This window comes from Bradyrhizobium sp. B039, assembly GCF_038965675.1.
In the GTDB taxonomy this organism is placed as follows: domain Bacteria; phylum Pseudomonadota; class Alphaproteobacteria; order Rhizobiales; family Xanthobacteraceae; genus Bradyrhizobium; species Bradyrhizobium diazoefficiens.
Map to the genome: position 1 here is coordinate 6,459,646 of NZ_CP152416.1, position 24,257 is coordinate 6,483,902.

Sequence of the window (24,257 nt, forward strand, 5' to 3'; positions counted from 1 at the left end):
CGTTGTCCTCTTGTTATGAGTGTTGAGAGGCGTTGTGAATCAGGGGGAGAGTTGAGTCAATGCGCGGTGCCTCCCCTTCGCCTCTCCCCGCTTGCGGGGAGAGGCGAAGGCACCGAGACTGCAGCTACACCCCCGCCGCGTTCCTCGCGATCACGTTGCGGTAGTAGCTCGCGCTGAGCTTTGGCGTACGGACCTGGGTGTCGAAATTGACGTGATAGAGCCCGAAGCGCTTGCTCAGCCCGAACACCCATTCAAAGTTGTCCATCAGGCTCCAGAGGAAATAGCCGCGCACCGGCACGCCTTCGGCGGTGGCGCGCTGGAGCTGGGCGAGATAGTTGCGCAGGTACATGATGCGGTCGGTGTCGTAGATCTTGCCGTCGGGCGTCACCAAATCGTCGCCGGAGGTGCCGTTCTCGCTGATGTAGATCGCATCCGTCTTCCAGATCTTGGCCGCCAGCTTCGGCACCCAGTAGATCGTCTCCGGCGCGACGCGGAGCCAGTCCGAGTTCATGTGCGGGAATGATTTCGGGATCGGCAGCGGCATGAAGCCGGCGCCCTGGTCGGACGGCACCACATAGTTCTGCGGCGCGTAGATGTTGAGGCCGAGGAAGTCGACCGGCGAGGAGATGATCTTCAGCTCCGCGTCGGTGTATTTCGGCGCATTGGCGCCGGCGTATTTCAGGAAGGCCTCGGTGTAGCTGCCGGTCATGATGACGTTGAGATAACCCGCGTTCATCTCGCGTAGCGCGATCTCGGCGGCGCGGACATGCTCGGGCGTGTCGATCGCGGGAACGCAGACGTCGATGTTCTCGGCAGGTCCCACCCTGGTGCCGCGGCGGCCATGGGCGCGCACTGCCTGTACCGCGAGCCCATGCGCGAGCGCGCTGTTGTGCCTGACCTGGTTGACCTCTCCTTGCGGCAGCGTCACGCCGGGCGCATCGATGCCGAGCCCATAGCCGAACTGCACGAAGCGGCCGCTCTCGTTCAGCGTGAACACGTTCTTGACGCGGTCGGTCAGACGCTCGGCGACATAGGCGGCATAGTCGCCGAAGATCTTGCAGGTCTCCGTCGAGCGCCAGCCGCCGAAGCGGTCCTGGAGCGATTGCGGCAGGTCCCAATGATAGAGCGTCATCCACGGCTCGATGCCGTTCTTGAGCAGCTCGTCGACCAGGCGATTGTAGAAGTCGAGGCCCCCGGGGTTCGGCTTGCCGTCGCCGTCGGGAAACACCCGCGGCCATGCGATCGAGAAGCGGTAGGCCTTGCAGCCGAGCTCCTTGATGAGCGCGATATCCTCCTTGTAGCGGTGATAGTGCTCGTTGGCGCGATCCCCGGTCGAGCCGTCCTCGATCTTGCCGGGGATGCGGACGAACCTGTCCCAGATCGAGGCCCCTCGCCCGCCCTCGTTGACGGCGCCCTCGACCTGGTAGGACGAGGTCGCCGTGCCCCAGAGAAAGCCTTCCGGAAAGCCGCTGTCGCGCGAGGCCGCGGCCGCCGGCTTGGCGTCGGCGCCGTCCAGAGGGTTTGCGATTGCCGCCGCGGACAATCCCGCCAGCGCGGCAAACTGGCGACGCGAGACCTTGTCCGACATGTGATGCTGCCCCCGGGATGATGCTGGTGCAGCGGCACAATGACCGGTCGCGGGCGGTTTGAGAAGCGAGCTTTGAGGAAGGTCGGATGCAGAATTGCGCCGCCCGGGCCGCGACATAAGGATGCGGGCGACCCAGCCGGCCGGCGAAGCGCTCCCGCGATCAGCGCGAGCGCTTGGGCAGCTTTGGAAGCTTGCGGGGATTGAACGCAGGGAGCTGTCCGGCTTGTTCAGGTGCCGCCGGCTTCTGTTCCGTCAGAATGAGCGTTCCATGGAGGATCATTCCCGGCACTTGTTGCGCCGTCGCCGTGTAGGTCGCGATCTTGCCGGGGCAGTGTCCCTCGATGTCCAGCGTGAGTTCATCATCGACGCCGAAGACCGTCGCACGTCCATCGGTATGACGTTTCGTCAACACGGTTGCGGTGAAGCGATCGCCGTCGACCTTGCAGGAGCCGTGATACGTCATCAGGCTGTCGCGGCCCCAAATCTGGCCGTCTGCGACATGGACGATACCCGTCCCCTGATCGAGGGGCGTCTTGTACCACGCCGTGTAGGTGCCATCCTTCAGCATGGGAGCCGTCTCCCCTGGTAGTCCCCCGCAAACAATCCGCATGATTAGCGCTAAGAAAGCGTTAATCGCGCGGCCCGTGCCAATCCGGTCGGTCCCTGCGCAGCTCGGCTTCAAGATCCTCGATGATGCTATGAAGCAGACACGCGGCAAGCGGGTCGGTCACTTCCCGTTCCAGATGCCGATAACGCGCGATCCGGGATTCCTGCTCTCTCAACTGGTGCTCTGTCATCAGACGGGCCCTCCGGCAAACCGACGCGCAGACAGCCAAACAGTTTCGTTAAAATTTTCGGATCATTTGCCATGGTTTCCGGTCCGTTAAGAGGGCGTCAGGCTTTACCCGCGCGCGGCATGCGGCAGTCAGAGCCAAAGACGCACGCCGGTCATGTCCCCGCTCCCTCACCTGCCCGGCCGGCCAACGCGCGGCTGACCAAACGGTCGGACGCCCCCATCAGGGCGGCCGCATAGGACGGCTCGCTGGCTGACGGGCTCGGCAGGATGGCCTCCGCCCTGTTGTTGAACATCGCGCCGCTGCGGCCATTGAGGTCGCGCGACACCAATAGCGGGACCAGCCGCGCGGCGTATGTATCCGGCTCGATCATCATGAAGCTGGTCAGCCATTCCACGACGGCGACAAGCGCGCGCGACCCGAGCAGATTGGCGCGGATGTTGGTCCTGACGAAGCCGGGGTTGAGGCCGAAGACATCGACGTCGGGAAAACGCCTGGCGGCCTGAAGGACAAGCACCTCGTTTCCGGACACGGTGTTCGGGTGTGCGGAGAAGCGCCTGTAACCTTGTTCCGAGTTGAGGTCGTCGACATCGGCCTTCTGCTCCGTGCCCGGAAATCCCATGACGAAGATGCGGGGCCTCAGGTCGGTCCTCGTCCGGTCCTTGCCGAGACGCGGTGCGATCTCGTTCAGGATGACGAGGCGGCTCAAATAGCTGACGGCAAGATCGCGTTCGATGCCTTCGGGTGTCACCTCGCGTTTGGGGCCGGCCATGATGCCGGTCGTGAAGACGACGATGTCGATGTTTCCGGCGGGCAGCTCGGCGCCGATCCGCCTCGCATCCCGCATCGAGCTCAAATCGGCCCTCAAGAACGTGATGCGCGGCACCTCCTGATCGCGGAAAGTCTGACCGACGACCAGGACATTCGCGCCCTTCGCCGCAAATTGATGGCTGAGCGCGCGACCGATGCCGCCGGTGCCACCGATCACCGCGACATTCAGTCCGTTGAGCCGGAGGCTTTCGAGCGGCGGCGGAGTGACATTCTGGCTCTTGTCCAATTCCACGCGTTTCATTGCAGGTCTGCCTTCCGCAAGCATTGATGAAGAACAGCGGCCGCACCACGAATGCGGTACAGGACCGATGACTCAGACGGCCGCAATCGCGTCCAATGCGGGATAGTCGGTGTACCCGCGGGCGGTGCCGCCGAAGAACGTCGTGCGATCGGCCTCGTTCAGGAGCGCGCCGGATTTCAGGCGCGCGATGAAATCGGGATTTGCCAGGATCATCTGGCCGTATGCTTCCAGATCGGCCAGTCCCGCAGCGACGTCGGAGCCGATGCGATCGCGCGGACGCCCCGGCCTGTTCACAATCAGCTTGCCGCGCCACAGCCTGCGCAGATCGGCCAGAAGGCGCTCGTCGCCCTGATGCATGATGTGAAGGTAGGCGAGCGAGAGCTTGTCGAGCTCGCCGACCAGATGGCGATACAGATCCGGTCCTTCGGCGCCTTCGTCGATGCCCCACATCGTGATGCCAGGCGACAGGCGGATCGCCGTCCTGTCCGCGCCGATCTCCCCGGCGATGGCGGTGGCCACCTCGATGGCGAAACGTGCGCGATTTTCGATGGAGCCGCCATATGCGTCGGTTCTTGTGTTCGCGCTCGGCGCAATGAACTGCTGCACCAGATATCCATTGGCGCCATGGATCTCGACGCCGTCAGCCCCCGCCGCGATGGCGTGGCGCGCGGCGTCGCGGAAGTCGGCGACGGTCCGGCGCACGTCATCGGTCGCGAGCGACCGCGGCTGCGGGATATCCTGCATGCCCTTCGGCGTGAAGATCGGCGTATCAGGCGCGATCGCGGACGGGGCCACACCCTGCCGGTGATGCGGCGTGTTATCTGGATGCGACATGCGTCCGGCATGCATGAGCTGGATGAAGATATGGCCGCCCTTGCCGTGGACGGCGTCCGTAACCTTGCGCCAGCCGGCGACATGTGCGGGCGTGTAGATGCCCGGCGTTGTCATGTAGCCCTGCCCGTCATCGGATGGCTGCGTACCCTCGGTGACGATCAGTCCAACCCCGGCGCGCTGCGCGTAATATTCGGCGGCGAGGCCGCCGGGAACGCCATCGGCATCGGCGCGCGACCGCGTCATAGGCGCCATGACCAAGCGGTTCGAAAGCTCAAGTCCACCGATGCGGACGGGACTGAATAGCGAGTTCATGGCGGGTTCCTTCTCGAAGACGACTGAGAAGGGAGATGGACCCTCCACCTAATGGAATAAATACCGTATAATGGATCAGATTGGTCCATACATGGGATAATGACATGGAGCTGTTGAACGACATGGCGCTCTTCGTGGAGGTCGTGAAGGCCAGGAGTTTCCGAGGCGCAGCCGCGACGCTCGACATGCCCAACTCGACCCTGTCGCGACGGATCAGCCTGCTCGAGAAGGAAATCGGGTTGCGCCTGCTGAACCGGACGACGCGCAGGGTCGAATTGACCGAAGCCGGCCAGCTCTATTTCGAGCGCTGCAAGCGCATCGTCGACGAGGCGCGACTGGCGCACGAGCAACTCGGCGAGATGCTGGCGCGGCCGAGCGGACTGCTGCGCGTCTCACTGCCGGTGGACTTCGCCAACACCTATCTGGCCCCGCTGATCACCGAATTCGCGCAGCATTATCCCGGTATCGATTTCGAATTCGACCTGACGCCGCGGCGCGTCGATCTGGTTTCCGAGCCGTACGATCTGGCGATCCGCATCGGAGAATCCGCGGCGTCCCACATGATCGCACGGCCGCTCGCCCGCCTGCACGGCAATCTCTACGCCTCGCCGCGCTATCTCGAACTCAACGGCGAGCCGCGCGAACCGGCCGATCTTGCACGCCATCAATGTCTCTGTCAGACGAGGGTGAGCACATGGACGCTGCACAACGGAACGCAAACGGTCGAAGCCGAAATTGCCGGCCGTTTCCACCTCAACAGCATTGGCATGCTCCGCCGCCTCGCGACGCTCGACATGGGCATTGCTTTCACGCCGCAGGAAATCGTCGCCGACGAAGTCGCATCCGGCCGGCTGCGCCGCATTCTACCGCAATGGCAGGGCTTGCCCATGACCATCTACGCCGTGACCGAGACCAGACTGCTCCCCGCCAAGACGCAGCGCTTCATCGAGTTTCTGCGCGAACGGCTGAGCCGGGGGTAGATCGTGCCGCTCCAACCTCCCGTCTGCAGATCGCGCGTCGAGTTCACGCTTGCGAAAGATTGAGGCCCAAGCGAATCCACGATGTCACGGCACGTCGCCGGCCTTGCGACTCCCGCCGATGCTGTGCGGCTTGTTGAGGAAGAACTCCCGATTGCCGAGAGCGGCCTCCGCGTATTGATCGATCGCGACCTGGATGGCCTCGATGTGCATCCGGCACCAACCTTCGTAGCAAGACAGGCGCCGCGCATGATCGAGCGCCTTCAGGAATTCCGGCGGCTCCTGCATGTCGGAGAAGTAGGTCGGCCTCTCCCCCTTCATGCCCGTGCCACCTCTCGCGGCGGGACAAGACGGCGCTTCTCGGCATGGACGCGCGGCGGCGTCGGCCGCCGGCGGGGAATGAAGAGGCTGGCGACGACAATCGGGTCGGTGTCACCAAGGGCGGCTCGCTCCTGGACGAGCCCGCTCATCACCGTGCGCATCTTCATGACCTCGTGGGCCACGAAAGTGCAGTCCTCGTCCCGGTTGATCTGTTCATGCATGATCGCTTCAGCCTCACGCATGCTGACACGTAACGCTCTGATAACTCTACGGATTTCACTGATGCGGTTGTCCATGGCTCGCTCCCTGGCTGGACGGCCAGCATAAGAACAAATCATGAACATTGTGTCAATCGGCCTAAGGTAGAACAGGTCGGTGCCGACACCCCATCACGAGCCTGGCGAAAGGTCGATCCGCCGAACTCAGAATGTCACCCGCATCCCCGCATAGAACGCGCGCGGCCTTGCCGGGCTCAGCGAGCGCGGGTCGGTGAATTCTGCGCCGCCATTGGTGAAGTTGGGCAAGGCTTCGCGGTCGAAGAACTGTCCGTAGGTCGCGTAACGCTTGTCGAAGATGTTGTCGACCTTGCCATAGAGCTGGATGTTCTTCGCGACCTGGTACGAGGTGTGGAGATTGAACACCGTGTAGGACGGCAGCTTCGAATACTGGTTGGACTCGTCGCCGACGAAATACTGGCTCGAGACGAACAGCGCATTGCCCCCGACTTTCCAGACGTCGGTGACGTTGTAGTCGATGCCGACCTTGACCCGGTGGCGCGGGATCGCGGGAATCTGGTCGCCGGGCAGGACCTGGATGGTCTCGGTCACGGGATCCCTGAACGGACTTTCGGAGCCGAGCTCGAAAGCGTCGAGATAGCGTGCGTCGACGAACGCATAGCTCGCCTGGAACTGGAGCGTGGGCGACTTGATGTTGACCTCGGCCTCGAGCCCCTGACGCCGCGTCCTGCCGACATTGGTGAAATAGCCGAAGCCGGTGCGTCCGACCGCAGGAACGGCGACGATGTCGTCATAATTGGTGGCGCGGAAGCCGCCGATCTTCCATCCGAGCGTACCGATGTTCAGCTCCTTGGTGCCGCGCAGACCTGCCTCCATGGTCTTGGACACGACCTGATTCAGCGGCGGGTCCGAAACCAGAAACGCCGCGAGCAGGCAGGGCCGGACCGGGTCGGCGCAGCCGAGCTCGAGCGGCGTGGGCACGCGGTTGGCCTCGGAATAGCCGGCATAGGCCGTCAGCTCCGGCGTGATCTTGTAGGTGCCGCCGATCACCGGATTGAAGCGGGTGAAGGTGTGATCGCCGTTGAGACTGGTGCCGAGCTGATCCTCCAGCGTAATGCGCGCCACGTTGAAGCGGCCGCCGCCGGTGATGGCGAGCGCATCCGTGACGTTGAACGTGTCCATCGCGTAGAGGCCGTTATACTGATTGACGGTCCGCAGCGAGACCGGACCTGCGACGGTGTCAGGTACGCCGGTCGGTCCCAGGAAGATGCCGCTGCCGCTGACGACGTAGTTTTCTCCCATCGTGCCGATCTCGGCGGTCGCATTGTAGCGCGTGACACTGGCGTCGTAGCTTGTGCCCATCACGAAACGATTGTCGTGCCCGAACAGTTGATCGGTGTTGGTGGCCTGCCCCGACACGCCGAAGCTGGTCGACCGTATCGAGCTGCGGTCGATCTCGCCGAGGATCGTTCCCGGCGCAAAAGGATTGGCGAGCTGCACGCCGTTGGTACCGTTCGCGGGCGTGGTGTCATTGCCGAAGCAAAGCAGCGTTGGATCCGCACCGCATTCCTGCACATCGGTCGGGTTGCCGTCGACCAGCTTCTGCTCGTATCTGCGCAGATGCGCGGTGCCTTCCAGCGTCCAGGTCGGCGTCGCATCGACCTTTCCGGTGAAATTGAGATAGCCGACGCGGTTGCTTGTGGTCTGCGGCGTCGTGTAGGTCGCGCCCCAATACTTGTCGAGCAGCTCGGCCGGAACGGTGGCGCTGGCCCCGAAATCGTTCTTGGCGATGCCCATGTTGGCGTGGAATTCGCTGTCGCCGGCCTTGTAGCCGACGTCGCCGTAGAAGCGCCGCACGTCAGATTGCGAGAAATTGCGGAAGCCGTTGTCGTGCAGGCCTTCGAGCGCGGCGTAGACGCCGTAATTCTTGTCGACCTGCTTGCCCCATTGCGCCGAGCCCTGGATGCGGCCGAACGAGCCGCCCATGACGTCGAGCTCGGCCCCCTGATAGGTGAAGCCGTCCTTCATCTGCAGATTGAGGGCCCCGCCGAGCGCGTTGAGGCCGAAGGCGGGATTGTTGGTCACCAGCCTCACCGACCTGATCGCGGCGGTCGGGATCAGGTCCCAGTTGACCGCGTCCGAGAAGGCTTCGTTGATGCGGACGCCGTTCTGGTACACGGCAAGGCCCTGCGGCGTGCCCGTCACCGGCGAGGCGACGAAGCCGCGGAATTCGACATCCGGCTGAAACGGATTGCCGGTGACTTCGGTGATATTTACGCCGGCGATGTTGTCGCGCAGCGCGTCGGTGACGTTGAGCGAGCCGGTCCGCTTGATCTGGTTGGCATCGACGGCGTTGATGGCCGACGGAACCTTGTCGACATCGAGACCCCTGCCGGTGCCCGGCGCGGTCGGGTAGACGTAGATGCGTGTCTTGGGGCTGCTCGACGACGATGCTCCTGCTTGCGCCACCGGCCGCGACGGCACGTTGCGCCTTGTCGTCGCGGGCGGCGGCGCCGTCACCTCGACCGGCGGCAGGTTCTGAACGTTGGTCTCCTCATCCTGCGCAGCCCCGGCAGGGCCCGCAACGACCACCCCCGACAGCAGCCCCGTCGAAACCGAGGCCATCAACAAACGACGCTTGAACCAAAGACGCTTGACCATCCCAGCCTTCCCATCCGTGACCACCGGCTGTTTTGATTTTCGCCGTTTGGTCGAGACGAGTGTATTCAGCAGCAGCTCACGCGCCAGCCACAAAAGATCGGGCAATATCCGCGCCCGTTTTCCCGACCAAATCGGGAATTTTTCCCGATCAGGCCGCCGCCGTCGGCACCAGCGCCTCGACGGTCAGGCCGCCGTCGCCGGAGACGACGTTGAGCGTGCCGCCCAGCGCCAGAATCCGCTCGCGCATGCCGACGAGGCCGAAGCCGAGCTTCTGGCCTGGCTCCATGCCGCGGCCATTGTCGCTAACCCGCACCAGGGCACAGAAGCGGCCATCGCGCGTGAGCTGCTCCGCCGGCTCGATGACGACATTGACCGTGGTCGCGCCGGCATGACGGAACACGTTGGTGAGCGCTTCCTGCACGACGCGGTAGATGGTGAGGTCGGCGGTCTCTCCGGTCGCCCCGAGCCCGGACGCGATCGTGGTCTGGATCGTGACGTCGGGATGCGACTCCCGCCACAGCCGCGACAGCGATTCGAGTGCCTGGCCGAGGCCAAGCTCGGCGAGGCCGACGGGCCGCAGCCGCTCCAGCACGCGGCGGGTGAATTGCTGGAGCGCGTTGATCTGTTCCAGCATGGCGCTGCCGTGTTTTCGCACGGCGTCCGCGCTCGGCGCGCGTCCATCCGCCTGTTTCGCCAGCGCGCTGGCATGCGCGCGCAGCGAAAACAGATACGGCCCGAACTCGTCATGCAGCTCGCGCGCGATCTCCTTGCGCTCCACGTCCTGGAGCGACACCGCGCGCTCGGCGAGCCGCCGCTTGTCCTCGACCGCCTCACCGAGCGTTGCCGCAAGATGGTTGAGCTTGGTGCAGATCGCGGCGAGCTCGGGCGCGCCACCCGGCGCGACGCGCGCCTCATAGTGCCCGCCCTCGAGCTCGGTCATCGCCTCCGCCAGCGACTGGAGCGGCGCCAGCGCCCGCCCGACCACCGTCATCATCACCAGGAACAGCGCGAGCGCGATCACCGAGCCGACCTCGAGCTGGGTCACGATGCCGTCCCATATCTCGGCGATCTCGTCGTCCGGATGCGAGGTGATCCGCAGCGAGCCGGGCTTGCCATGGATCGAGACGGGCACGCTGACCGCGGTCTGCTCGGGATGAACCAGGCTGACGAACCAGGCCGGCGGCCCGCGCGTGTCGTCATCGGCGTCGGGCCGGGGCGGCGTCAGCGGGTTCCCGCCGGAATCATGAAGCGCGATGCTGACATGACGCAGCCGGCTGAGATCGCGCGCGATCTGGTTCAGCCTCGCATCCGGATCGGGCGCCTCGTTCAGGTCCGCCACGATCATCTCGATGAACTCGCGCGCGAGCCGGATCACGCTCTGGTCCTCGGCCTGCACCCGCGGCCCCGCCTCCGTGACCTGGCGGCCGATGTTGACGGCGAGCCCCAGCGCCAGCAGAAGCGCCAGCAGCAGGTTGATGCGCGCGCGCAAGGATAGATTTTGCCACATTGGTGTCGCCTGTGCCTCGCGAAGCTTGACCCGCACCTGTCCGATGACGTTGACAGAGGCGAAGCGCCCGATATCTAATCGAAAGCGTACAGCAATCCCGGCCGGGTTGCATGAGGCGACATGAGACGCGCGTGGCTCTCCTGTCGGTATCATGCGGCGCAAAACAGGCAAGTTCAGTCACAGGGAACGCGCTGTCGCGGGGAACGCCTATGCGCATTCTGATCGTCGACGATCATCCCATTGTTGCCTCCGGCTGCCGTGCCGTGCTGGCCGACGAGGGCGAGATCGAGATCCTGGAGGCCGCCGACGCCGAAGACGGCGAGTGCGTCTTCATTGTCGAGCGCCCCGACCTCTGCGTCATCGACATCAACCTGCCGACCGTCTCCGGCTTCGAGCTGGCGCGCCGCATCCTCGAGCGCGCGCCCGAGGCCCGCATCATCATGTTCAGCATGAACGACGACCCCGCTTTCGCCGCCCGCGCGATCGAATGCGGCGCCAAGGGCTACGTCTCCAAGACCGGCGACCCCGACGATCTCGTCGAGGCGATCCGCACCGTCGGAAGCGGCGGCACTTATCTTCCGAGCGCGATCGCGCGCAGCATCGCCTTCGCCGGGCCGGCACTGGCGCAAAGCCCGCTGTCCAAGCTGAACGCGCGCGAGATGGAGATCCTGCGGCTGCTCAGCGCCGGAAAGAGCCTGTCCGAGATCGCCTGGCTGGTGCAGTCGTCCTACAAGACGGTCGCCAACACCTCGTCGATCATGCGCCAGAAGCTCGGGGTCAAGACCTCGGTCGAGCTGGTGCGGCTGGCGATCGACAGCGGCGTCGCCTGACGCGCGGGCAGCCGCCACAAATTCGGTCACACAAGCGTTGCAATGTTGATGTGGTTAAGTGCCACTGGAGTTAGGGCATGACGATTCAGACTGTCTCGACCAATAAATCCTACGGCGGCGTGCAGGGCGTATACCGCCATGCGAGCCAGGCGACCGGAACCGACATGGTGTTCTCGGTCTACGTTCCCCCGCATGCTGACGGCGCAAAGCTTCCCGTGGTCTGGTATCTGTCGGGTCTCACCTGCACGCATGCCAACGTCACCGAGAAGGGCGAATTCCGCAAGGCCTGCGCCGAGCTCGGCCTGATCTTCGTCGCGCCCGACACCTCGCCGCGCGGGCCGGACGTGCCGGGCGATCCCAACAATTCCTATGATTTCGGCCTCGGGGCCGGCTTCTATGTCGACGCGACGCAGGAGCCGTTTGCGCGCAACTATCGGATGTGGAGCTATGTCACCGACGAGCTGCCGAAGCTGGTCGCCGAGAACTTTCCGGTCGATGCCAGGCGGCAGTCGGTGATGGGCCATTCGATGGGCGGCCACGGCGCGCTGACGGTGGCGCTGCGCAACCCGCACCGCTATCGCGCGGCGAGCGCGTTCGCGCCGATCGTGGCGCCGTCGCAGGTGCCCTGGGGCATCAAGGCCCTGACCGGCTATCTCGGGCCCAACAAGGACAACTGGCGCAGCCATGACACCGTGGCGCTGATCGAGGACGGCGCGAAATACTCGGGCTTCCTGGTCGATGTCGGCGATGCCGACAACTTCCTGAAGGAGCAGCTCAAGCCGGAGCTGCTGCAAGCCGCCTGCACCAAAGCGAGCATCCCGCTGACGCTGCGGCGGCAGGCGGGCTACGACCACAGCTATTATTTCATCTCGACGTTCATGGGCGATCATCTCAACTGGCATGCGGAGAGATTGAACGGGTGAGCTCGCTCTCTCCTCCCCCTCCCCGTACTTACGGGGAGAGGGTTGGGGTGAGGGGCTGCTTCGGCAGAGACGGTGAGAATTGTACTTGTGGAGACTCCCCCTCACCCGGAATTTGCTGGCGCAAATTCCGGCCTCTCCCCGCAAGCGGGGAGAGGCGAAGATCTCATGGCTTGCCGTAATTCGGCGCCAGCAACCGGTTGCGGATCAGATAGCTCATCGTGCGGGTCCAGGATTCGTCGGTGTTGCCGCGCATGTCGGCGCTCGCCACCGTGATCATGGTGCCGGTCTTCACGTCGCGCAGGTAGACGTTGAGGTTGATGATCAGGTTCGAGACCTTCTGCACCATGCCGGTGATCTCCAGGTCGGCACCCAGCTGCCCGGCGAGCTTGAGGTCGCAGCCGCCGCAGGCCTGCAGATTGGCGTGACGGGCGGCGTCCCTGACCGGCGCGATGTCGAGCACCTGGAACCGGCCTGAATCAGCCAGCTCCTTCCGCAGCTGCTCGCTGATGTGATCCAGCCGTACCAGCTCGGGCTTGGAGCCGTAGAACTCGCCGGGCAGGCTGGTGTCGATCAGCTCGAAGTCGAACACGGCGAGCTTCGGCGGATCGGCGCGCGCGACTGAGCCCGTCAACAGCAAAGCCGCGAAACATAGCAGCGCTCGCATGATCGTGATTCCGCCGCTTCGCGTCGCGAGGACGAAATGCGGGGTTGCATGCCCTGACAAATCGGTCATGCTTTAACAGAGACAATTCTCCATCGGCGGTCAAGCCGGGGAGAACGCCTGGAGGAAACATGATCCGATGGTTGGTCGGCCTGATCGGCTTAGGTCTTGCTGCGACGAGCGCGTTCGCGGCCGACCCTGTCATGATCGGCGTCGGCTATCTCGGACTCGCCGGCACCAGATCGACGCTGTCGCTGGTCGAGCAGCCCGCGGAGAATGACGGCGTCGCCGGCGCACGCCTCGCCATCGAGGACAACAACACCACCGGAAAATTCCTGGGCCAGCGCTTTGCGCTGGAGGAGCGCCGCATCAGGGAAGGCGAGGACGCGGTGCAGGCCGCGACCGCGCTCGCCGAGAAGAACGGCTTCATCATCGCCGATCTGCCGGCGGATGCGCTGCTGAAAGTGGCCGACGCCCTGCGCGAGCGCGGCACGCTGCTGTTCAACGCCGGGGCGATCGACGAGCGGCTGCGCGAGGCCGATTGCCGCGCCAATGTCATCCACACCGCGCCGACGCGCGCGATGCTGGCAGACGCGCTCGGCCAGTATCTGGTGTGGAAGCAGTGGAAGCGCTGGCTGCTCGTGGTCGGCTCGCATGACGAGGACAAGCTGTTCGCCGATGCGCTGAGGCGCACGGCCACACGATTCGGCGCCACGATCGTGCAGGAGCGCACCTTTGAAGACGCCGGCGGAGCGCGCCGCACCGACTCGGGCGTGACGCTGATCCAGCGCCAGATGCCGGTGTTCACGCAGCAGGCCCCTAGCTACGATGTGCTGGTCGCCGCCGACGAGAGCGAGGTGTTCGGCGCCTATCTGCCCTACCGCACCTGGGATCCGCGGCCCGTCGCCGGCTCGGCGGGCCTCGTGCCGCGCAGCTGGGACGCCGCGCAGGACCAGTGGGGCGCAATCCAGATGCAGAACCGCTTCATCAAGCTGAACTCGCGGCGGATGACGGCGCTCGACATGCAGGCGTGGACGGCTGTGCGGATGATCGGCGAAGCCACCTCGCGCACCAATTCCGGCGATGTGAAAAAGGTCGCAGATTTCATCAAGGGGCCGGATTTTTCCGTCGCCGCCTTCAAGGGCACGCGGCTGACGCTGCGCGACTGGAATCTCCAGCTGCGCCAGCCGATCCTGCTGGTCGACGGCCGCATGGTGGTATCGGTGTCGCCGCAGGAAGGTTTTCTGCACCAGGTCTCCGAGCTCGATACGCTCGGCTACGACCGTCCGGAGAGCAAATGCAAATTGAAATGAGGACGCAGATGTCGCGCATGTGGCGTGTTGGGCTTCTCTCCGGACTGGCGCTCATGACCGCGCCCGCGCACGCCTACATCGCCTATGTCTCGAACGAGAAGAGCAACACGGTCTCGGTGATCGACACCGACAGCTGGACGGTGACCAAGACCATCAAGGTCGGCCAGCGCCCGCGCGGCATCGACTTCACGCGCGACGGCAAGTTCGTGATGGTCGCGGTCGGCGACGACGACACCATCCAGGTGATCGACGCCAAGACGCAAAGCGTGGTGGACAGCCTGCCCTCCGGCCCCGATCCCGAATTGTTCGCCCAGGATGCCGCCGGCAAGATCCTCTATGTCGCCAACGAGAACGACAACACGGTGACCGTGATCGATCTCGAGAAGCGCGCCCGCCTCGGCGACATCCAGGTCGGCGTCGAGCCCGAGGGCATGACCATCAGCCCCGACGGCAAGACGCTGATCAACACGTCCGAGACGACCAACATGGCGCATTTCATCGACACCGCCTCGCGCCAGATCGTCGCCAACGTGCTGGTCGACGCGCGGCCGCGCTTTGCCGAGTTCAAGCACGACGCTTCTGAATTGTGGGTGTCCTCGGAGATCGGCGGTACGGTCTCGATTATCGATCCCGGGAAGCACGAGGTGATCGGCAAGGTCACGTTCGAGATTCCGGGCCTGCGGAAAGAGGCCATCCAGCCAGTCGGCATCGGCATGACCAGGGACGACAAGACCGCCTTCGTCGCGCTCGGCCCCGCCAACCGTATCGCCGTGGTCGATGTCGCGACGCGGAAGGTGACGAAATACCTGCTGGTCGGGCAGCGGGTCTGGCACATGGCGTTCACGCCGGACGAAAAATACCTGCTCACCACCAACGGCGTGTCGAACGATGTTTCCGTGATCGACGTCGCCGCGCAGAAGGTGATCAAGACCATTCAGGTGGGCGAACTGCCCTGGGGCATCGCGATCGCGCCATGACCAGTCCCGCCTCCATCGCCGAGCCGCGCGACAGCGCGCCGAAGCTAGATCCGGCGGCGGTGCCGGCGCTGTCGATCGACGGCGTCAGCCATGCCTACGGCCCGCGCCGGGCGTTGATGGACGTCTCCTTCAACGTGCAGCCCGCGAGCTTCACCGCATTGCTCGGCCTCAACGGCGCCGGCAAGAGCACGCTGTTCTCGCTCATCACGCGGCTGTTCGGCATCCAGTCCGGCCGCGTCGGCATCTTCGGTCATGACGTCAGCAAGAGCCCCGGCGAGGCGCTGCGGCTGCTCGGCGTCGTGTTCCAGCCGCGCACGCTCGATCTCGACCTGTCGCTGACGCAGAACCTGCTCTATCACGCCGCGCTGCACGGCATCAGCCGCCGCGAGGCGGCCGCGCGCAGCGCCGAGCTGCTCGGCCGCATCGGCCTCTTCGAGCGCGCCGGCAGCAAGGTGCGCGATCTCTCCGGCGGCCAGATGCGGCGGCTGGAGATCGCACGCGCGCTGCTGCACCGGCCGCGCCTGTTGCTGCTGGACGAGCCGACCGTCGGCCTCGACGTCAAGGCGCGCGCCGACATCATCAGCCACGTCCGCCAGCTCGTCACCGAGCAAGGCATCGGCGTGCTCTGGGCCACGCATCTGTTCGACGAGATCATGGCCGGGGACGACCTCGTGGTGCTGCACCAGGGCAAGGTGCTGGCGCAGGGGCCGATGAGCCGCGTCGTCACCGAAGCCGGCGCACAGGACGTCAACACCGCCTTCATGCGCCTGACCGGCGCGCAAGTAGTGCCGGGAGGCGGCGTATGAGCAGCATCACCACGCGCGAGGCGCCGCGCGGCTTCTCGTTCCAGGAGTACATGACTTGCCTCACCGGCATCGTCTGGCGTGAGGGCTTGCGCTTCCTGCATCAGCGCGAACGCTTCGTCTCGGCGCTGGTGCGCCCCCTAGTGTGGCTCTTCATCTTCGCGGCCGGCTTCCGCCAGGTGCTCGGCATCTCCATCATCCCGCCCTACGAGACCTACATCCTCTACGAGGTCTATATCGCGCCGGGGCTGATGGCGATGATCCAGCTCTTCAACGGCATGCAGTCCTCGCTCTCGATGGTCTATGACCGCGAGATGGGCAATATGCGCACGCTGCTGGTGAGTCCGCTGCCGCGCGGCTTCCTGCTGTTCTGCAAGCTGCTGGCGGGCACCGCGGTGTCGCTGCTCCAGGTCTATGCGTTCCTCTTGATCGCCTGGTTCTGGGACATCACGCCGCCATCATCCGGCTACCTCACCGTGCTGCCCGCGCTGATCCTGTCCGGACTGATGTTGGGCTCGCTCGGCATGCTGATCTCCTCCGGCATCAAGCAGCTGGAAAACTTCGCCGGCGTGATGAACTTCGTGATTTTCCCGATGTTCTTCGCCTCCTCCGCACTCTACCCGCTCTGGCGGGTGCAGGAGGGCAGCCCTTATCTGTACTATCTCTGTGAGGCTAATCCGTTCACCCATGCGGTCGAACTGATCCGTTTTGCGCTCTACGGGCAAATCAACTGGATCTCGCTGGCGGTGGTTGCGACCTGCACAATCGTCTTCATGATCGGTGCGATTCTGGCCTATGATCCCTCGCGCGGGCTGGCGCGACGGGGCCCCGCGGGAGGCGAAGGATGAAGGTTCGGACCGTGACCATGGCCGTTCTGGCGCTCGCCGCCGCGAGCACGGCCGCGCGCGCGGCCGATCCGCGCTATCCGGACTGGCCCTGCACCCAGGCGAAAGTGCCGGAGATCTCGCTCGCCGCCGTCTGGGCCGGCCCGGCGCTCGACGATGTCCAGACCAAGTGGAAGGACGATGCCAGGATCGGCGCGCTGGTCTCAAAACTGTCGGCGCGCAAGACGCCGCTGGACGAGGCCGAGAAATCGGTGAAGGAATTCCTGGCCGGCTCCGCCGCTGACAAGACCGCGAACGCAAAGCTCCTCTTCGCCGGCCTGTTCGACACCCTCAACGCCCAGCGCTCGCAGGTCATGAACGGGCTCGAACGGGTCAGCCGCAAGCAGCGCGACGCCGCCGACAAGATCCGCGACGAGACAATTCAGCTCCAGGCACTCCAGGGCGCGACACCGCGCGACGAGGCCAAGGTCGAGGCGCTCAGCAACGAGCTGGTCTGGAAGACCCGCATTTTCGAGGACCGCCACAAGGTGGTGCGGTTCGTCTGCGAGGTTCCGACCGCGATCGACCAGCGCCTGTTCGCGCTCGGCCGTGTGATCCAGCAGGAAATGGAATAGCGTCAACCTCGCTGACGGCTCCGCAGAAGTTCCCGCGATCTCATTGCGACTATTAACCTTTGCCGCGCTATCTGCCGGAACCAAATCGCTCTAGGATGTCTTGTCGATGTGAATCTCGAAATGCCCGGAGGCCTCGATGGGAACCACCAGATTCATCCTCGCAGGCGCTGCGGTCCTCAGCGTGCTCGCATCCAGCGCTTTTGCTGACGACATGACCGGAATGGTCACCAGGATCGACCGTCTCAACGGGACGATCTCGATCCAGCAGACGCAGAAGGGAACGGTCGGCGGGAGCGCAGGCGGCGCCGGCATGCTCCAGGAGTACAAGGCCAAGGATGCCGCGATGCTGGATGCCGTCCATGCCGGCGACAGGGTGAACTACTCTGCGACCGACAATAACGGCACGGGGACGCTGACCAAGCTGCAGAAGCAGTAGGCCTCCACGGCGTCATGGCCGGGCTTGTCCCGGCCATCCACGCCTCGCCCACAGCGCGAAGAACGTGGATGCCCGGGACATAGGCGAGCGAAGCGACGCCGTCCTTCGGACGGCTATGCCCGGGCATGACGGTTACTATTGATCCGGCCGCGGCTCCGGCTGCCCTTCGTCGGTCGGCAATGCCGCGCGCTCCCAGCCGTCGGTGCCATCAGGATACCAGGCGATGTTGGAATAGCCGTAAGCCAATGCACGCCTGGCGGCGTTCCAGGACATCCAGCAGTCGGCCAGGCAATAGATCACCAGCAGCGCGGCCTTGTCGCCGCGCGACGCTTGCGCGAGGCCGCGCTGCAAATAATCGTCCATGGCTGGCGGCAAATTTCCGTAGCCGGTATCCGGCAGCCACAGGCTGCCGGGAATGTTTCTGCGCGGCGCATCGCGCCAGACCGTACCTTGGGGTAGATTTTTCGGCTTCGGCGCGCGCGGCATCACGTCGATGAACGCGCCGCTCTTATCCCGCCAGATCGCCTCCGCTTCGGCTGTGGTGAGCACGCGCGCGCCGGCGAGCGTCGCCGGCACCGGCGCACGGTAATTGTCGGTACGGTAGCCCTCAGGCTCGAACGGCTCCGGCTGCTGCGCCAGTGCCGGTGCCGCCAGAACGGCGGCGACCAGTGCAGCGGCAACGCGCCGCCTCATGGCGCCTTCTTGGCCGTCTCCGCGCCGAGCGGCCGGTCGCTCTCGTCCAGCAAGGGAACGCCGAAGTCGAGCAGGATCTTGTTGATCTCGCCCTGGTTCTCCTGGATCAGCTTGTTGAGCTGCCGCTTCCAGTTCTGGTCGGCGGGACGCACGCCCATGCCGATGCGATAGACCAGCTTCGGACCGGTGGTTTCCTTCACCAGCGGCGTGACATGGAGCGAGCCGGCTTTCTTGGCATAGAAGCCGGCCATCGGTCCCCACAGCACGCCGGCGTCGATCTTGCCGGCCGAGAGGTCGTCGATCATCGCCTGCGCGGAATTGTCGAAGCGCGTGTCGATCATCAGCGGATAGGGCTTGGCGTCGCCCATCAGGCCTGCGATCGCCATATTGGTTGCCGGCGGCGTGCCGGCGACGATGCCGACGTGCTTGCCCTTGAGCCTGGTATCTTCGAGCGTGTCGACGTCTTCGAGCCCGCTGCCGGCCTTTGCGACCAACGCATAGGTCGTGCGGTAATAGGGATTGGTGCCCTGCACGAGGTCGTCGCCTTGCGGGAAACCCATGATGACGTCGCAGCGATGTGCGCCCAGCGTCATCCGGACGAAGCCTGTCGCCTGCGGGAAGAACACGTAGTCAAGCTTCTTGCCGAGCTTGTCGGCGAACAGCTCGGCGAGCTTGTTCTCGAACCCCTCGCCCTTCTCGTTGGAGAACGGCAGATTGCGCGGATCGGCGCAGACGCGCAGCACCTTCGGGTCGACCAGCTCGAACGAGAGGTCTCCGGTCTCGCTGGTCTGCGCCATGGCGACGCCGCCCAGCGCGCAGGACGCAACCAGGCCCAACAGCAAGAACAACCCGCGACGATGTCGTCCGGCCTCCGTCATCGCGCTTCCTCCTCGTTTTGTTTGAATGTTATCCATGCAACGCATGACGCGCCATGTTTTGCCAAACCTTGCGCTGGCTTCCCTTTGTTGCAGTGCAATGCAACAAACCCTTTGAACTGGGGCGGAAAAGTGTCTCACATCGCTTCAATGATCGCTGCCCTGACCCTGCTCGGGATAGCGACGCTAGCACGCACTGATGCAGGCGAATTGCCTGTAAGCGAAGTCGCGCCGGGAATCTTCGTACACTCCGGGACCATTGCCCTGATGACGCGCGAGAACGAGGGCGACATCGCCAATGTCGGCTTCATCGTGGGCACTGACGCGGTCGCCGTGATCGACACCGGCGGCAGCTTGCGCGAGGGCGAGGCGCTGCTGGCGGCCGTGCGGGCCCGCACTGAGAAGCCGATCCGCTACGTCATCAACACCCACGGCCATCCCGACCATGTCTTCGGCAATGCAGCCTTCGTTGCGGAAGGAACCAGCTTCGTCGGCCACAGCAGGCTGCCGCAGGCACTGGCGACGCGCGGGCCCTACTATCTCGACAATTTCCGTCGCATCATGGGCGGCGAGCTGATCGATCCCGTGAAGATCGTACCGCCCACCCTACTCGTTTCGGACACGATGACGCTCGATCTTGGATCGCGCCGCCTGACCTTGCGGGTCTGGCCGGCCGCGCACAGCGACAATGACCTGACGGTGTTCGACGAGACGACCAAGACGCTGTTCGCGGGCGACCTCGTCTTTCTCCGCCACATTCCGGTCATGGACGGCAGCATTCGCGGCTGGCTTGCCCTGCTTAGGGAGCTTGAAGCGGTTCCGGCAATTCGCGTCATTCCCGGTCACGGCCCCGTGAGCGACTGGCCTGCGGCGCTGGTCGACGAACGACGTTATCTCACGACGATGCTGTCCGACGTCCGCACACTCAACAAGAAGGGCGCGCCGATCCGAACCGCCGCGGACAAGGCCGCTGAATCGGAACGGTCGCACTGGCAACTGTTCGAGGATTACAATGCCCGCAACGCAACCGCAGCATTTTCGGAAATTGAATGGGAGTAGCGGGCGCGCTACGCTATGCAGGGATGAGCTTCGCGGACCCTGACTGCTTCGTCCGCACGGGACCATGACCATGACGGGATGCATACGCCGCCTGCCCCTTATCGCCCTCCTCCTCGGCGTCGCCTTTGCCGCGCCGACGCAGGCCGAAGAGACCTACGATCCCTGGCCGGGCCTGGTGCAGGACATCTTCAGCAACCGTCCGATGAACGACGGCGCCAACGTGATCGGCATCGAGATGCCGTATCGCGCCGAGGACGCGGCCATCGTGCCGGTGACCCTGCGCAGCAAGCTCTCGCCGGGCGATGCCCGCCGTATCCGTTCGATCACGCTGGTCATCGACCGCAATCCGGCGCCAATGGCGGCGAAATTCGAGCTCGGGCCGGATGCCAATGTCAGCGAGATCTCCACACGCGTGCGCGTCAACAACTACACCGACGTCCACGCGGTGGCCGAGCTCAGCGACGGCCAGCTTTATGTCGCCAAGACCTATGTGAAGGCCTCCGGCGGCTGCTCCGCGCCTGCGGGAAAGAATGTCGAGGAAGCCAAGAACCGGCTCGGCCAGATGCGCTACCGGCAATTCGCGCGCGAGGACGCGCCGGCGAGCCGCGTCCGCGAGGCGCAGATCATGATCGGCCATCCCAACAATTCCGGCCTGCAAATGGACCAGGTCACGCAGCTCTATATTCCCGCCTTCTTCATCAACCAGTTGAAGCTGACGCAGGACGACAGCCCCGTGCTGTCAATGGAAGGCGGCATCTCGATCTCCGAAGATCCCAATCTGCGCTTCACCTATGTCTCCAACGGCGCCAGGCGTTTCCGCGCGGAAGCGAAGGACACGGATGGACATGTGTTCCGGAACGAGTGGGATGTGGAGAAGCCGGGGACTTGATAGTCTCGCCGTCATTCCGGGGCGGTCCGCGGGACCGAACTATGGTGCGCGATTGCGCACCTGAGAATCTCGAGATTCCGGGTTCGATGCTTCGCATCGCCCCGGAATGACGGTGTTAGATCAGAAACACCTCACCTCGGCCTCGGCCTGCGCCCGCCTCAAATCATTCACCGCCGAGTTCGCCTGCTCCGACGTGCGAAACTGGACGCCGAGATTGCCGCGCACCTGGGACATGCTGAGCGCGGTCTCGGCGGTGACGTAGCGCTCATAGGTGACGATCGAGGCCACAACGTCGATCGAGCAGGAACATTGCTCGATCGCGGCCCGTGTCTCGCCATTGGCCTTCATGCAGCCATAGACATATTCCGCGCGCGCCGCCGTCGGATAGTCGTTGGCCTCCTGCGCGCGCGCCGTGGGCACGGCCGCCGCCAGCACCGCCAATGCGGCGACAATCGGTCGTAGCTGTCCCGCCAGATTCATGAGCGTCCTCCCGCTGGTTGCGATGGAAGCTATGCTATGCGTATTGTCCTGAAAAGCACTCCCTTCGAGGAAACGGCTCACAAGGTGATGAGAGCAATTGGTCGGACATTGGCGCTCGCGGTGACGCTGGCGCTGACACAGGTCGCAAGCGTCCGCGCCGCGGATACCATCCGCCTTGCGGTGCAGAAGACCGGAACATTCTCCTGGGAGCTGGCTGCGATCCGGGCCGGCGGCCTCGACAAGGAAGCCGACCTGTCGCTGGAGGTCACCGAGCTTGCGAGCCCCGAAGCCGGCAAGATCGCGCTGCGTGCGGGCAGCGCCGACATCATCCTGTCGGACTGGCTATGGGTGTCGCGCGAGCGCGCCCTCGGCGCCAAGCTCACCTTCTACCCCTATTCCAGCGCACTTGGCGCCGTAATGGTGCCCGCGGCCTCGCCGATCAAGACGCTCGCCGACCTCAAGGGCCGCAAGCTCGCCGTCGGTGGTGGCGCGATCGACAAGAGCTGGCTGCTGCTGCAGGCGCGGATGAAGCAGGACGGCATCGACCTGAAGTCCGACGCGACCATCGTCTATGGCGCGCCGCCCTTGATCGCCGCCAAGGCGCTTGACGGCGAAATGGATGCCAGCCTCAATTTCTGGAATTTCTGCGCCCAGCTCGAGGCCAAGGGCTTTCGCCGCCTCGCCGGCATCGAGGACATCCTGCCGAAGTTGGGGGCCAAGGGCGCGGTCTCCGCGGTCGGTTATGTCTTCGACGAGGGCTGGGCCGCAAGCCACCGCGATGCGGTGGCGCGTTTCATTGCGATGACCCGCAAGGCCAAGCAGCTGCTGGTCACCTCCGACGCCGCCTGGGAGAAGATCGCGCCGCTCACCGGCACGAGCGATGCCGTCATGCTCAAGACCTACCGTGACCGTTATCGCGACGGCATTCCGCGCCGGAGCATCGCCGACGAGGAGGCCGATGCGCGCGTGCTCTATCGCGTGTTGGCCGAGACCGGCGGCCGCGACCTGGTCGGGCCGGCGGCCGAACTCGACCCCGGCACCTTCTATCATGCAGTCCCCGGAGACTGAGGTGCTGCGTCTGCTCTCGTTTTCCCTGTTCCTCGCGACCTGGTGGCTTGCAGCGCTGTTCGTCGGCGGCGCAAAGCTGCCCTCCCCGCCTGCCGTGCTCACCGTCATCATCGCGGAAGCGTCGAGCGGCGCGCTGTTCCTGCATCTCGGCGCCACGCTGGCGCGCGTCGCGCTCGCCTTCGTGCTGGCGATGTCGCTCGGCAGCGCCGTCGGCTACCTGATGGGACGGGTGAAGCTCGCCGACCGGCTCGGCGATCCCTGGCTGATCCTGCTGCTCAACCTGCCTGCGCTGGTCGTGATCGTGCTCGCCTATATCTGGGCCGGCCTGACCGAGGCGGCGGCGATCGCCGCGATCGCCATCAACAAGCTGCCGACCGCCATCGTCACCTTGCGCGAGGGCACGCGCGCGCTCGACCGTTCGCTGGACGAGATGGCGAGCGTGTTCGCGATGCCGCGCTGGCGTGCCTTCCGCCATGTCGTGCTGCCGCAGCTTGCGCCCTATATCGCGGCCTCGGCGCGTTCCGGATTGTCGCTGGTGTGGAAGATCGTGCTGGTCGCCGAACTCCTGGGACGGCCGAACGGCGTCGGCTTCGAGATCGGTGTCGCCTTCCAGCTGTTCGACACGCCGCGGCTACTCGCCTACTCCCTGACATTCGCCGCCGTCGTGCTCGTGATCGAGACCGTGCTGGTGCAGCCGTTCGAGGCCCGTGCAACAAGGTGGCGGCCCCGTGCGGCTTGAAGTCGATATCACAGGCAAGACGTTCAGGAGTGCCGCGGGCGAAACGCACGAGGTGCTGGCGCCGGTCAAGTTCGCGGTTCAATCCGGCGAGGTCGGCGTGCTGATCGGTCCCTCCGGCTGCGGCAAGAGCACGATGCTGCGCATCATCCTCGGGCTCGACCGCGATTTCCACGGGACCGTCGCGCGACCGCCGGAAGCGCGGATCGGGATGGTGTTCCAGGAGCCGCGGCTGCTGCCGTGGCGCTCGGTCGAGCAGAATGTGCGGCTTGCGGCTCCAGACATCTCCGAGGCGAAGCTGTCGGAGCTGTTCAGGATCCTGGAACTGGAAGCGCATCGCAGCCACTTTCCCGGCGAATTGTCGCTGGGTCTTGCCCGGCGCGTCGCTCTGGCTCGCGCCTTCGCAGTCGAGCCCGATCTGCTCGTGCTCGACGAGCCCCTCGCCTCGCTCGACGACGCGCTCGCGGGGCGCCTGCGCGACGAGATCGCGACGCTGGTCGCAAGCCGCCCCGTGATGACGTTGCTCGTCACCCACAGCCTCGACGATGCGGTCCGCCTCGGCGACCGCCTGTTCTTCCTGTCGCCGCAGCCGGCGCGCATTCTGGCAGAGGTGCCCATCAGCATCCCGCGTGGGGCACGCGGCGACGCAGAGATCGCCACGATCAAGGCGGACCTCGTGGCGAGGATCCAAGGCGAACATAGCGGCGAACGCGCCGGGCGTGATGCCTCATAGGCAACCACGCCAAGCGCGTG

Annotated in this window: 27 protein-coding genes; 14 read left to right on the top strand and 13 right to left on the bottom strand. The window is 64.9% G+C overall.

The window, feature by feature from the left end; genetic code table 11:
• Positions 1-124: 124 nt before the first annotated feature.
• From AAFG50_RS30780 to AAFG50_RS30800, 5 genes are all read right to left on the bottom strand, one after another.
• On the bottom strand, positions 125-1,588 hold the full coding sequence (locus AAFG50_RS30780) for a GH1 family beta-glucosidase (protein ID WP_028174389.1): 1,464 nt from the start codon (positions 1,586-1,588) through the stop codon (positions 125-127).
• 160 nt (positions 1,589-1,748) lie between these two features.
• Entirely contained in the window at positions 1,749-2,156 is a 408-nt protein-coding gene (locus AAFG50_RS30785) for a hypothetical protein (protein WP_028174388.1), read from the bottom strand.
• Between the two features lie 61 nt (positions 2,157-2,217).
• Positions 2,218-2,385, bottom strand: a complete 168-nt coding sequence (locus tag AAFG50_RS30790) for a hypothetical protein (protein WP_165448169.1) — start codon at positions 2,383-2,385, stop codon at positions 2,218-2,220.
• Positions 2,386-2,536: 151 nt separating this feature from the next.
• Complete coding sequence (locus AAFG50_RS30795) at positions 2,537-3,454, bottom strand: SDR family NAD(P)-dependent oxidoreductase (protein ID WP_231166553.1); 918 nt, start codon at positions 3,452-3,454, stop codon at positions 2,537-2,539.
• A gap of 72 nt (positions 3,455-3,526) precedes the next feature.
• Positions 3,527-4,600, bottom strand: a complete 1,074-nt coding sequence (locus AAFG50_RS30800) for an alkene reductase (RefSeq protein ID WP_028174386.1) — start codon at positions 4,598-4,600, stop codon at positions 3,527-3,529.
• Between the two features lie 104 nt (positions 4,601-4,704).
• Between AAFG50_RS30800 and AAFG50_RS30805 the strand changes: the two genes are divergently transcribed.
• Entirely contained in the window at positions 4,705-5,580 is an 876-nt protein-coding gene (locus tag AAFG50_RS30805; RefSeq protein ID WP_011088921.1) for a LysR family transcriptional regulator, read from the top strand.
• A gap of 84 nt (positions 5,581-5,664) precedes the next feature.
• On the opposite strand, the gene AAFG50_RS30810 is transcribed toward AAFG50_RS30805, so the two are convergent.
• The 4 genes from AAFG50_RS30810 to AAFG50_RS30825 form a co-directional block, all read right to left on the bottom strand.
• On the bottom strand, positions 5,665-5,898 hold the full coding sequence (locus AAFG50_RS30810; protein WP_027546492.1) for a hypothetical protein: 234 nt from the start codon (positions 5,896-5,898) through the stop codon (positions 5,665-5,667).
• Positions 5,895-6,194, bottom strand: coding sequence for a hypothetical protein (locus tag AAFG50_RS30815; RefSeq protein ID WP_028174385.1), 300 nt, complete (start codon positions 6,192-6,194; stop codon positions 5,895-5,897). The genes AAFG50_RS30810 and AAFG50_RS30815 overlap by 4 nt, the downstream gene beginning before the upstream one ends.
• A gap of 126 nt (positions 6,195-6,320) precedes the next feature.
• Entirely contained in the window at positions 6,321-8,795 is a 2,475-nt protein-coding gene (locus AAFG50_RS30820; RefSeq protein WP_028174384.1) for a TonB-dependent receptor, read from the bottom strand.
• A 148-nt stretch (positions 8,796-8,943) separates the two neighbouring features.
• Positions 8,944-10,302: a histidine kinase gene (locus AAFG50_RS30825; RefSeq protein WP_028174383.1), complete on the bottom strand. Its 1,359-nt coding sequence runs from the start codon at positions 10,300-10,302 to the stop codon at positions 8,944-8,946.
• A 209-nt stretch (positions 10,303-10,511) separates the two neighbouring features.
• On the opposite strand from AAFG50_RS30825, the gene AAFG50_RS30830 reads away from it, so the two are divergent.
• Both AAFG50_RS30830 and fghA read left to right on the top strand, forming a co-directional pair.
• Positions 10,512-11,132: a response regulator transcription factor gene (locus tag AAFG50_RS30830; protein WP_027546488.1), complete on the top strand. Its 621-nt coding sequence runs from the start codon at positions 10,512-10,514 to the stop codon at positions 11,130-11,132.
• Positions 11,133-11,209: 77 nt separating this feature from the next.
• Positions 11,210-12,055 (top strand): S-formylglutathione hydrolase, encoded by an 846-nt coding sequence (gene fghA / locus AAFG50_RS30835; RefSeq protein WP_028174382.1) that lies wholly within the window; start codon positions 11,210-11,212, stop codon positions 12,053-12,055.
• A gap of 163 nt (positions 12,056-12,218) precedes the next feature.
• On the opposite strand, the gene AAFG50_RS30840 is transcribed toward fghA, so the two are convergent.
• A complete protein-coding gene (locus AAFG50_RS30840) occupies positions 12,219-12,788 on the bottom strand; it encodes a DUF3280 domain-containing protein (RefSeq protein ID WP_028174381.1) in 570 nt (189 codons plus the stop codon).
• Positions 12,789-12,847: 59 nt separating this feature from the next.
• Between AAFG50_RS30840 and AAFG50_RS30845 the strand changes: the two genes are divergently transcribed.
• The 6 genes from AAFG50_RS30845 to AAFG50_RS30870 all read left to right on the top strand — a co-directional run bounded on the left by AAFG50_RS30845 (position 12,848) and on the right by AAFG50_RS30870 (position 17,704).
• A complete protein-coding gene (locus AAFG50_RS30845) occupies positions 12,848-14,029 on the top strand; it encodes an ABC transporter substrate-binding protein (protein WP_028174380.1) in 1,182 nt (393 codons plus the stop codon).
• Between the two features lie 8 nt (positions 14,030-14,037).
• Positions 14,038-15,006, top strand: coding sequence for a YVTN family beta-propeller repeat protein (locus AAFG50_RS30850; protein WP_028174379.1), 969 nt, complete (start codon positions 14,038-14,040; stop codon positions 15,004-15,006).
• The gene (locus tag AAFG50_RS30855) at positions 15,003-15,812 is read left to right on the top strand and encodes an ABC transporter ATP-binding protein (protein ID WP_028174378.1); all 810 of its coding nucleotides are present in this window, start codon (positions 15,003-15,005) and stop codon (positions 15,810-15,812) included. The genes AAFG50_RS30850 and AAFG50_RS30855 overlap by 4 nt, the downstream gene beginning before the upstream one ends.
• Positions 15,809-16,657 (top strand): ABC transporter permease, encoded by an 849-nt coding sequence (locus AAFG50_RS30860; protein ID WP_028174377.1) that lies wholly within the window; start codon positions 15,809-15,811, stop codon positions 16,655-16,657. Before AAFG50_RS30855 ends, AAFG50_RS30860 begins: the two co-directional genes overlap by 4 nt.
• Positions 16,654-17,268: a hypothetical protein gene (locus AAFG50_RS30865; RefSeq protein WP_028174376.1), complete on the top strand. Its 615-nt coding sequence runs from the start codon at positions 16,654-16,656 to the stop codon at positions 17,266-17,268. The genes AAFG50_RS30860 and AAFG50_RS30865 overlap by 4 nt, the downstream gene beginning before the upstream one ends.
• A 136-nt stretch (positions 17,269-17,404) precedes the next feature.
• Positions 17,405-17,704: a copper-binding protein gene (locus AAFG50_RS30870; RefSeq protein WP_011088933.1), complete on the top strand. Its 300-nt coding sequence runs from the start codon at positions 17,405-17,407 to the stop codon at positions 17,702-17,704.
• Between the two features lie 135 nt (positions 17,705-17,839).
• Here the strand turns inward: AAFG50_RS30870 and AAFG50_RS30875 are convergent, their stop codons facing one another.
• Together AAFG50_RS30875 and AAFG50_RS30880 are read right to left on the bottom strand one after the other, a co-directional pair.
• A complete protein-coding gene (locus AAFG50_RS30875; RefSeq protein ID WP_028174375.1) occupies positions 17,840-18,397 on the bottom strand; it encodes a PQQ-dependent catabolism-associated CXXCW motif protein in 558 nt (185 codons plus the stop codon).
• Positions 18,394-19,275, bottom strand: coding sequence for a substrate-binding domain-containing protein (locus AAFG50_RS30880; protein ID WP_028174374.1), 882 nt, complete (start codon positions 19,273-19,275; stop codon positions 18,394-18,396). Before AAFG50_RS30880 ends, AAFG50_RS30875 begins: the two co-directional genes overlap by 4 nt.
• A gap of 129 nt (positions 19,276-19,404) precedes the next feature.
• On the opposite strand from AAFG50_RS30880, the gene AAFG50_RS30885 reads away from it, so the two are divergent.
• Both AAFG50_RS30885 and AAFG50_RS30890 read left to right on the top strand, forming a co-directional pair.
• Complete coding sequence (locus AAFG50_RS30885) at positions 19,405-20,331, top strand: quinoprotein relay system zinc metallohydrolase 2 (protein ID WP_028174373.1); 927 nt, start codon at positions 19,405-19,407, stop codon at positions 20,329-20,331.
• A gap of 70 nt (positions 20,332-20,401) precedes the next feature.
• Positions 20,402-21,220: a quinoprotein dehydrogenase-associated SoxYZ-like carrier gene (locus AAFG50_RS30890; protein WP_028174372.1), complete on the top strand. Its 819-nt coding sequence runs from the start codon at positions 20,402-20,404 to the stop codon at positions 21,218-21,220.
• Between the two features lie 120 nt (positions 21,221-21,340).
• Here AAFG50_RS30890 and AAFG50_RS30895 read toward each other — a convergent pair whose 3' ends face one another.
• Positions 21,341-21,700, bottom strand: coding sequence for a hypothetical protein (locus AAFG50_RS30895; RefSeq protein WP_028174371.1), 360 nt, complete (start codon positions 21,698-21,700; stop codon positions 21,341-21,343).
• A gap of 87 nt (positions 21,701-21,787) precedes the next feature.
• Between AAFG50_RS30895 and AAFG50_RS30900 the strand changes: the two genes are divergently transcribed.
• Genes AAFG50_RS30900 through AAFG50_RS30910 form a run of 3 tightly spaced genes read left to right on the top strand, consistent with a single transcriptional unit; the run spans position 21,788 to position 24,237 of the window.
• Entirely contained in the window at positions 21,788-22,768 is a 981-nt protein-coding gene (locus AAFG50_RS30900; RefSeq protein WP_039186037.1) for an ABC transporter substrate-binding protein, read from the top strand.
• Between the two features lies 1 nt (position 22,769).
• Positions 22,770-23,507: an ABC transporter permease subunit gene (locus AAFG50_RS30905; protein ID WP_028174369.1), complete on the top strand. Its 738-nt coding sequence runs from the start codon at positions 22,770-22,772 to the stop codon at positions 23,505-23,507.
• A complete protein-coding gene (locus AAFG50_RS30910; RefSeq protein WP_028174368.1) occupies positions 23,497-24,237 on the top strand; it encodes an ABC transporter ATP-binding protein in 741 nt (246 codons plus the stop codon). The genes AAFG50_RS30905 and AAFG50_RS30910 overlap by 11 nt, the downstream gene beginning before the upstream one ends.
• Positions 24,238-24,257 lie beyond the last annotated feature (20 nt).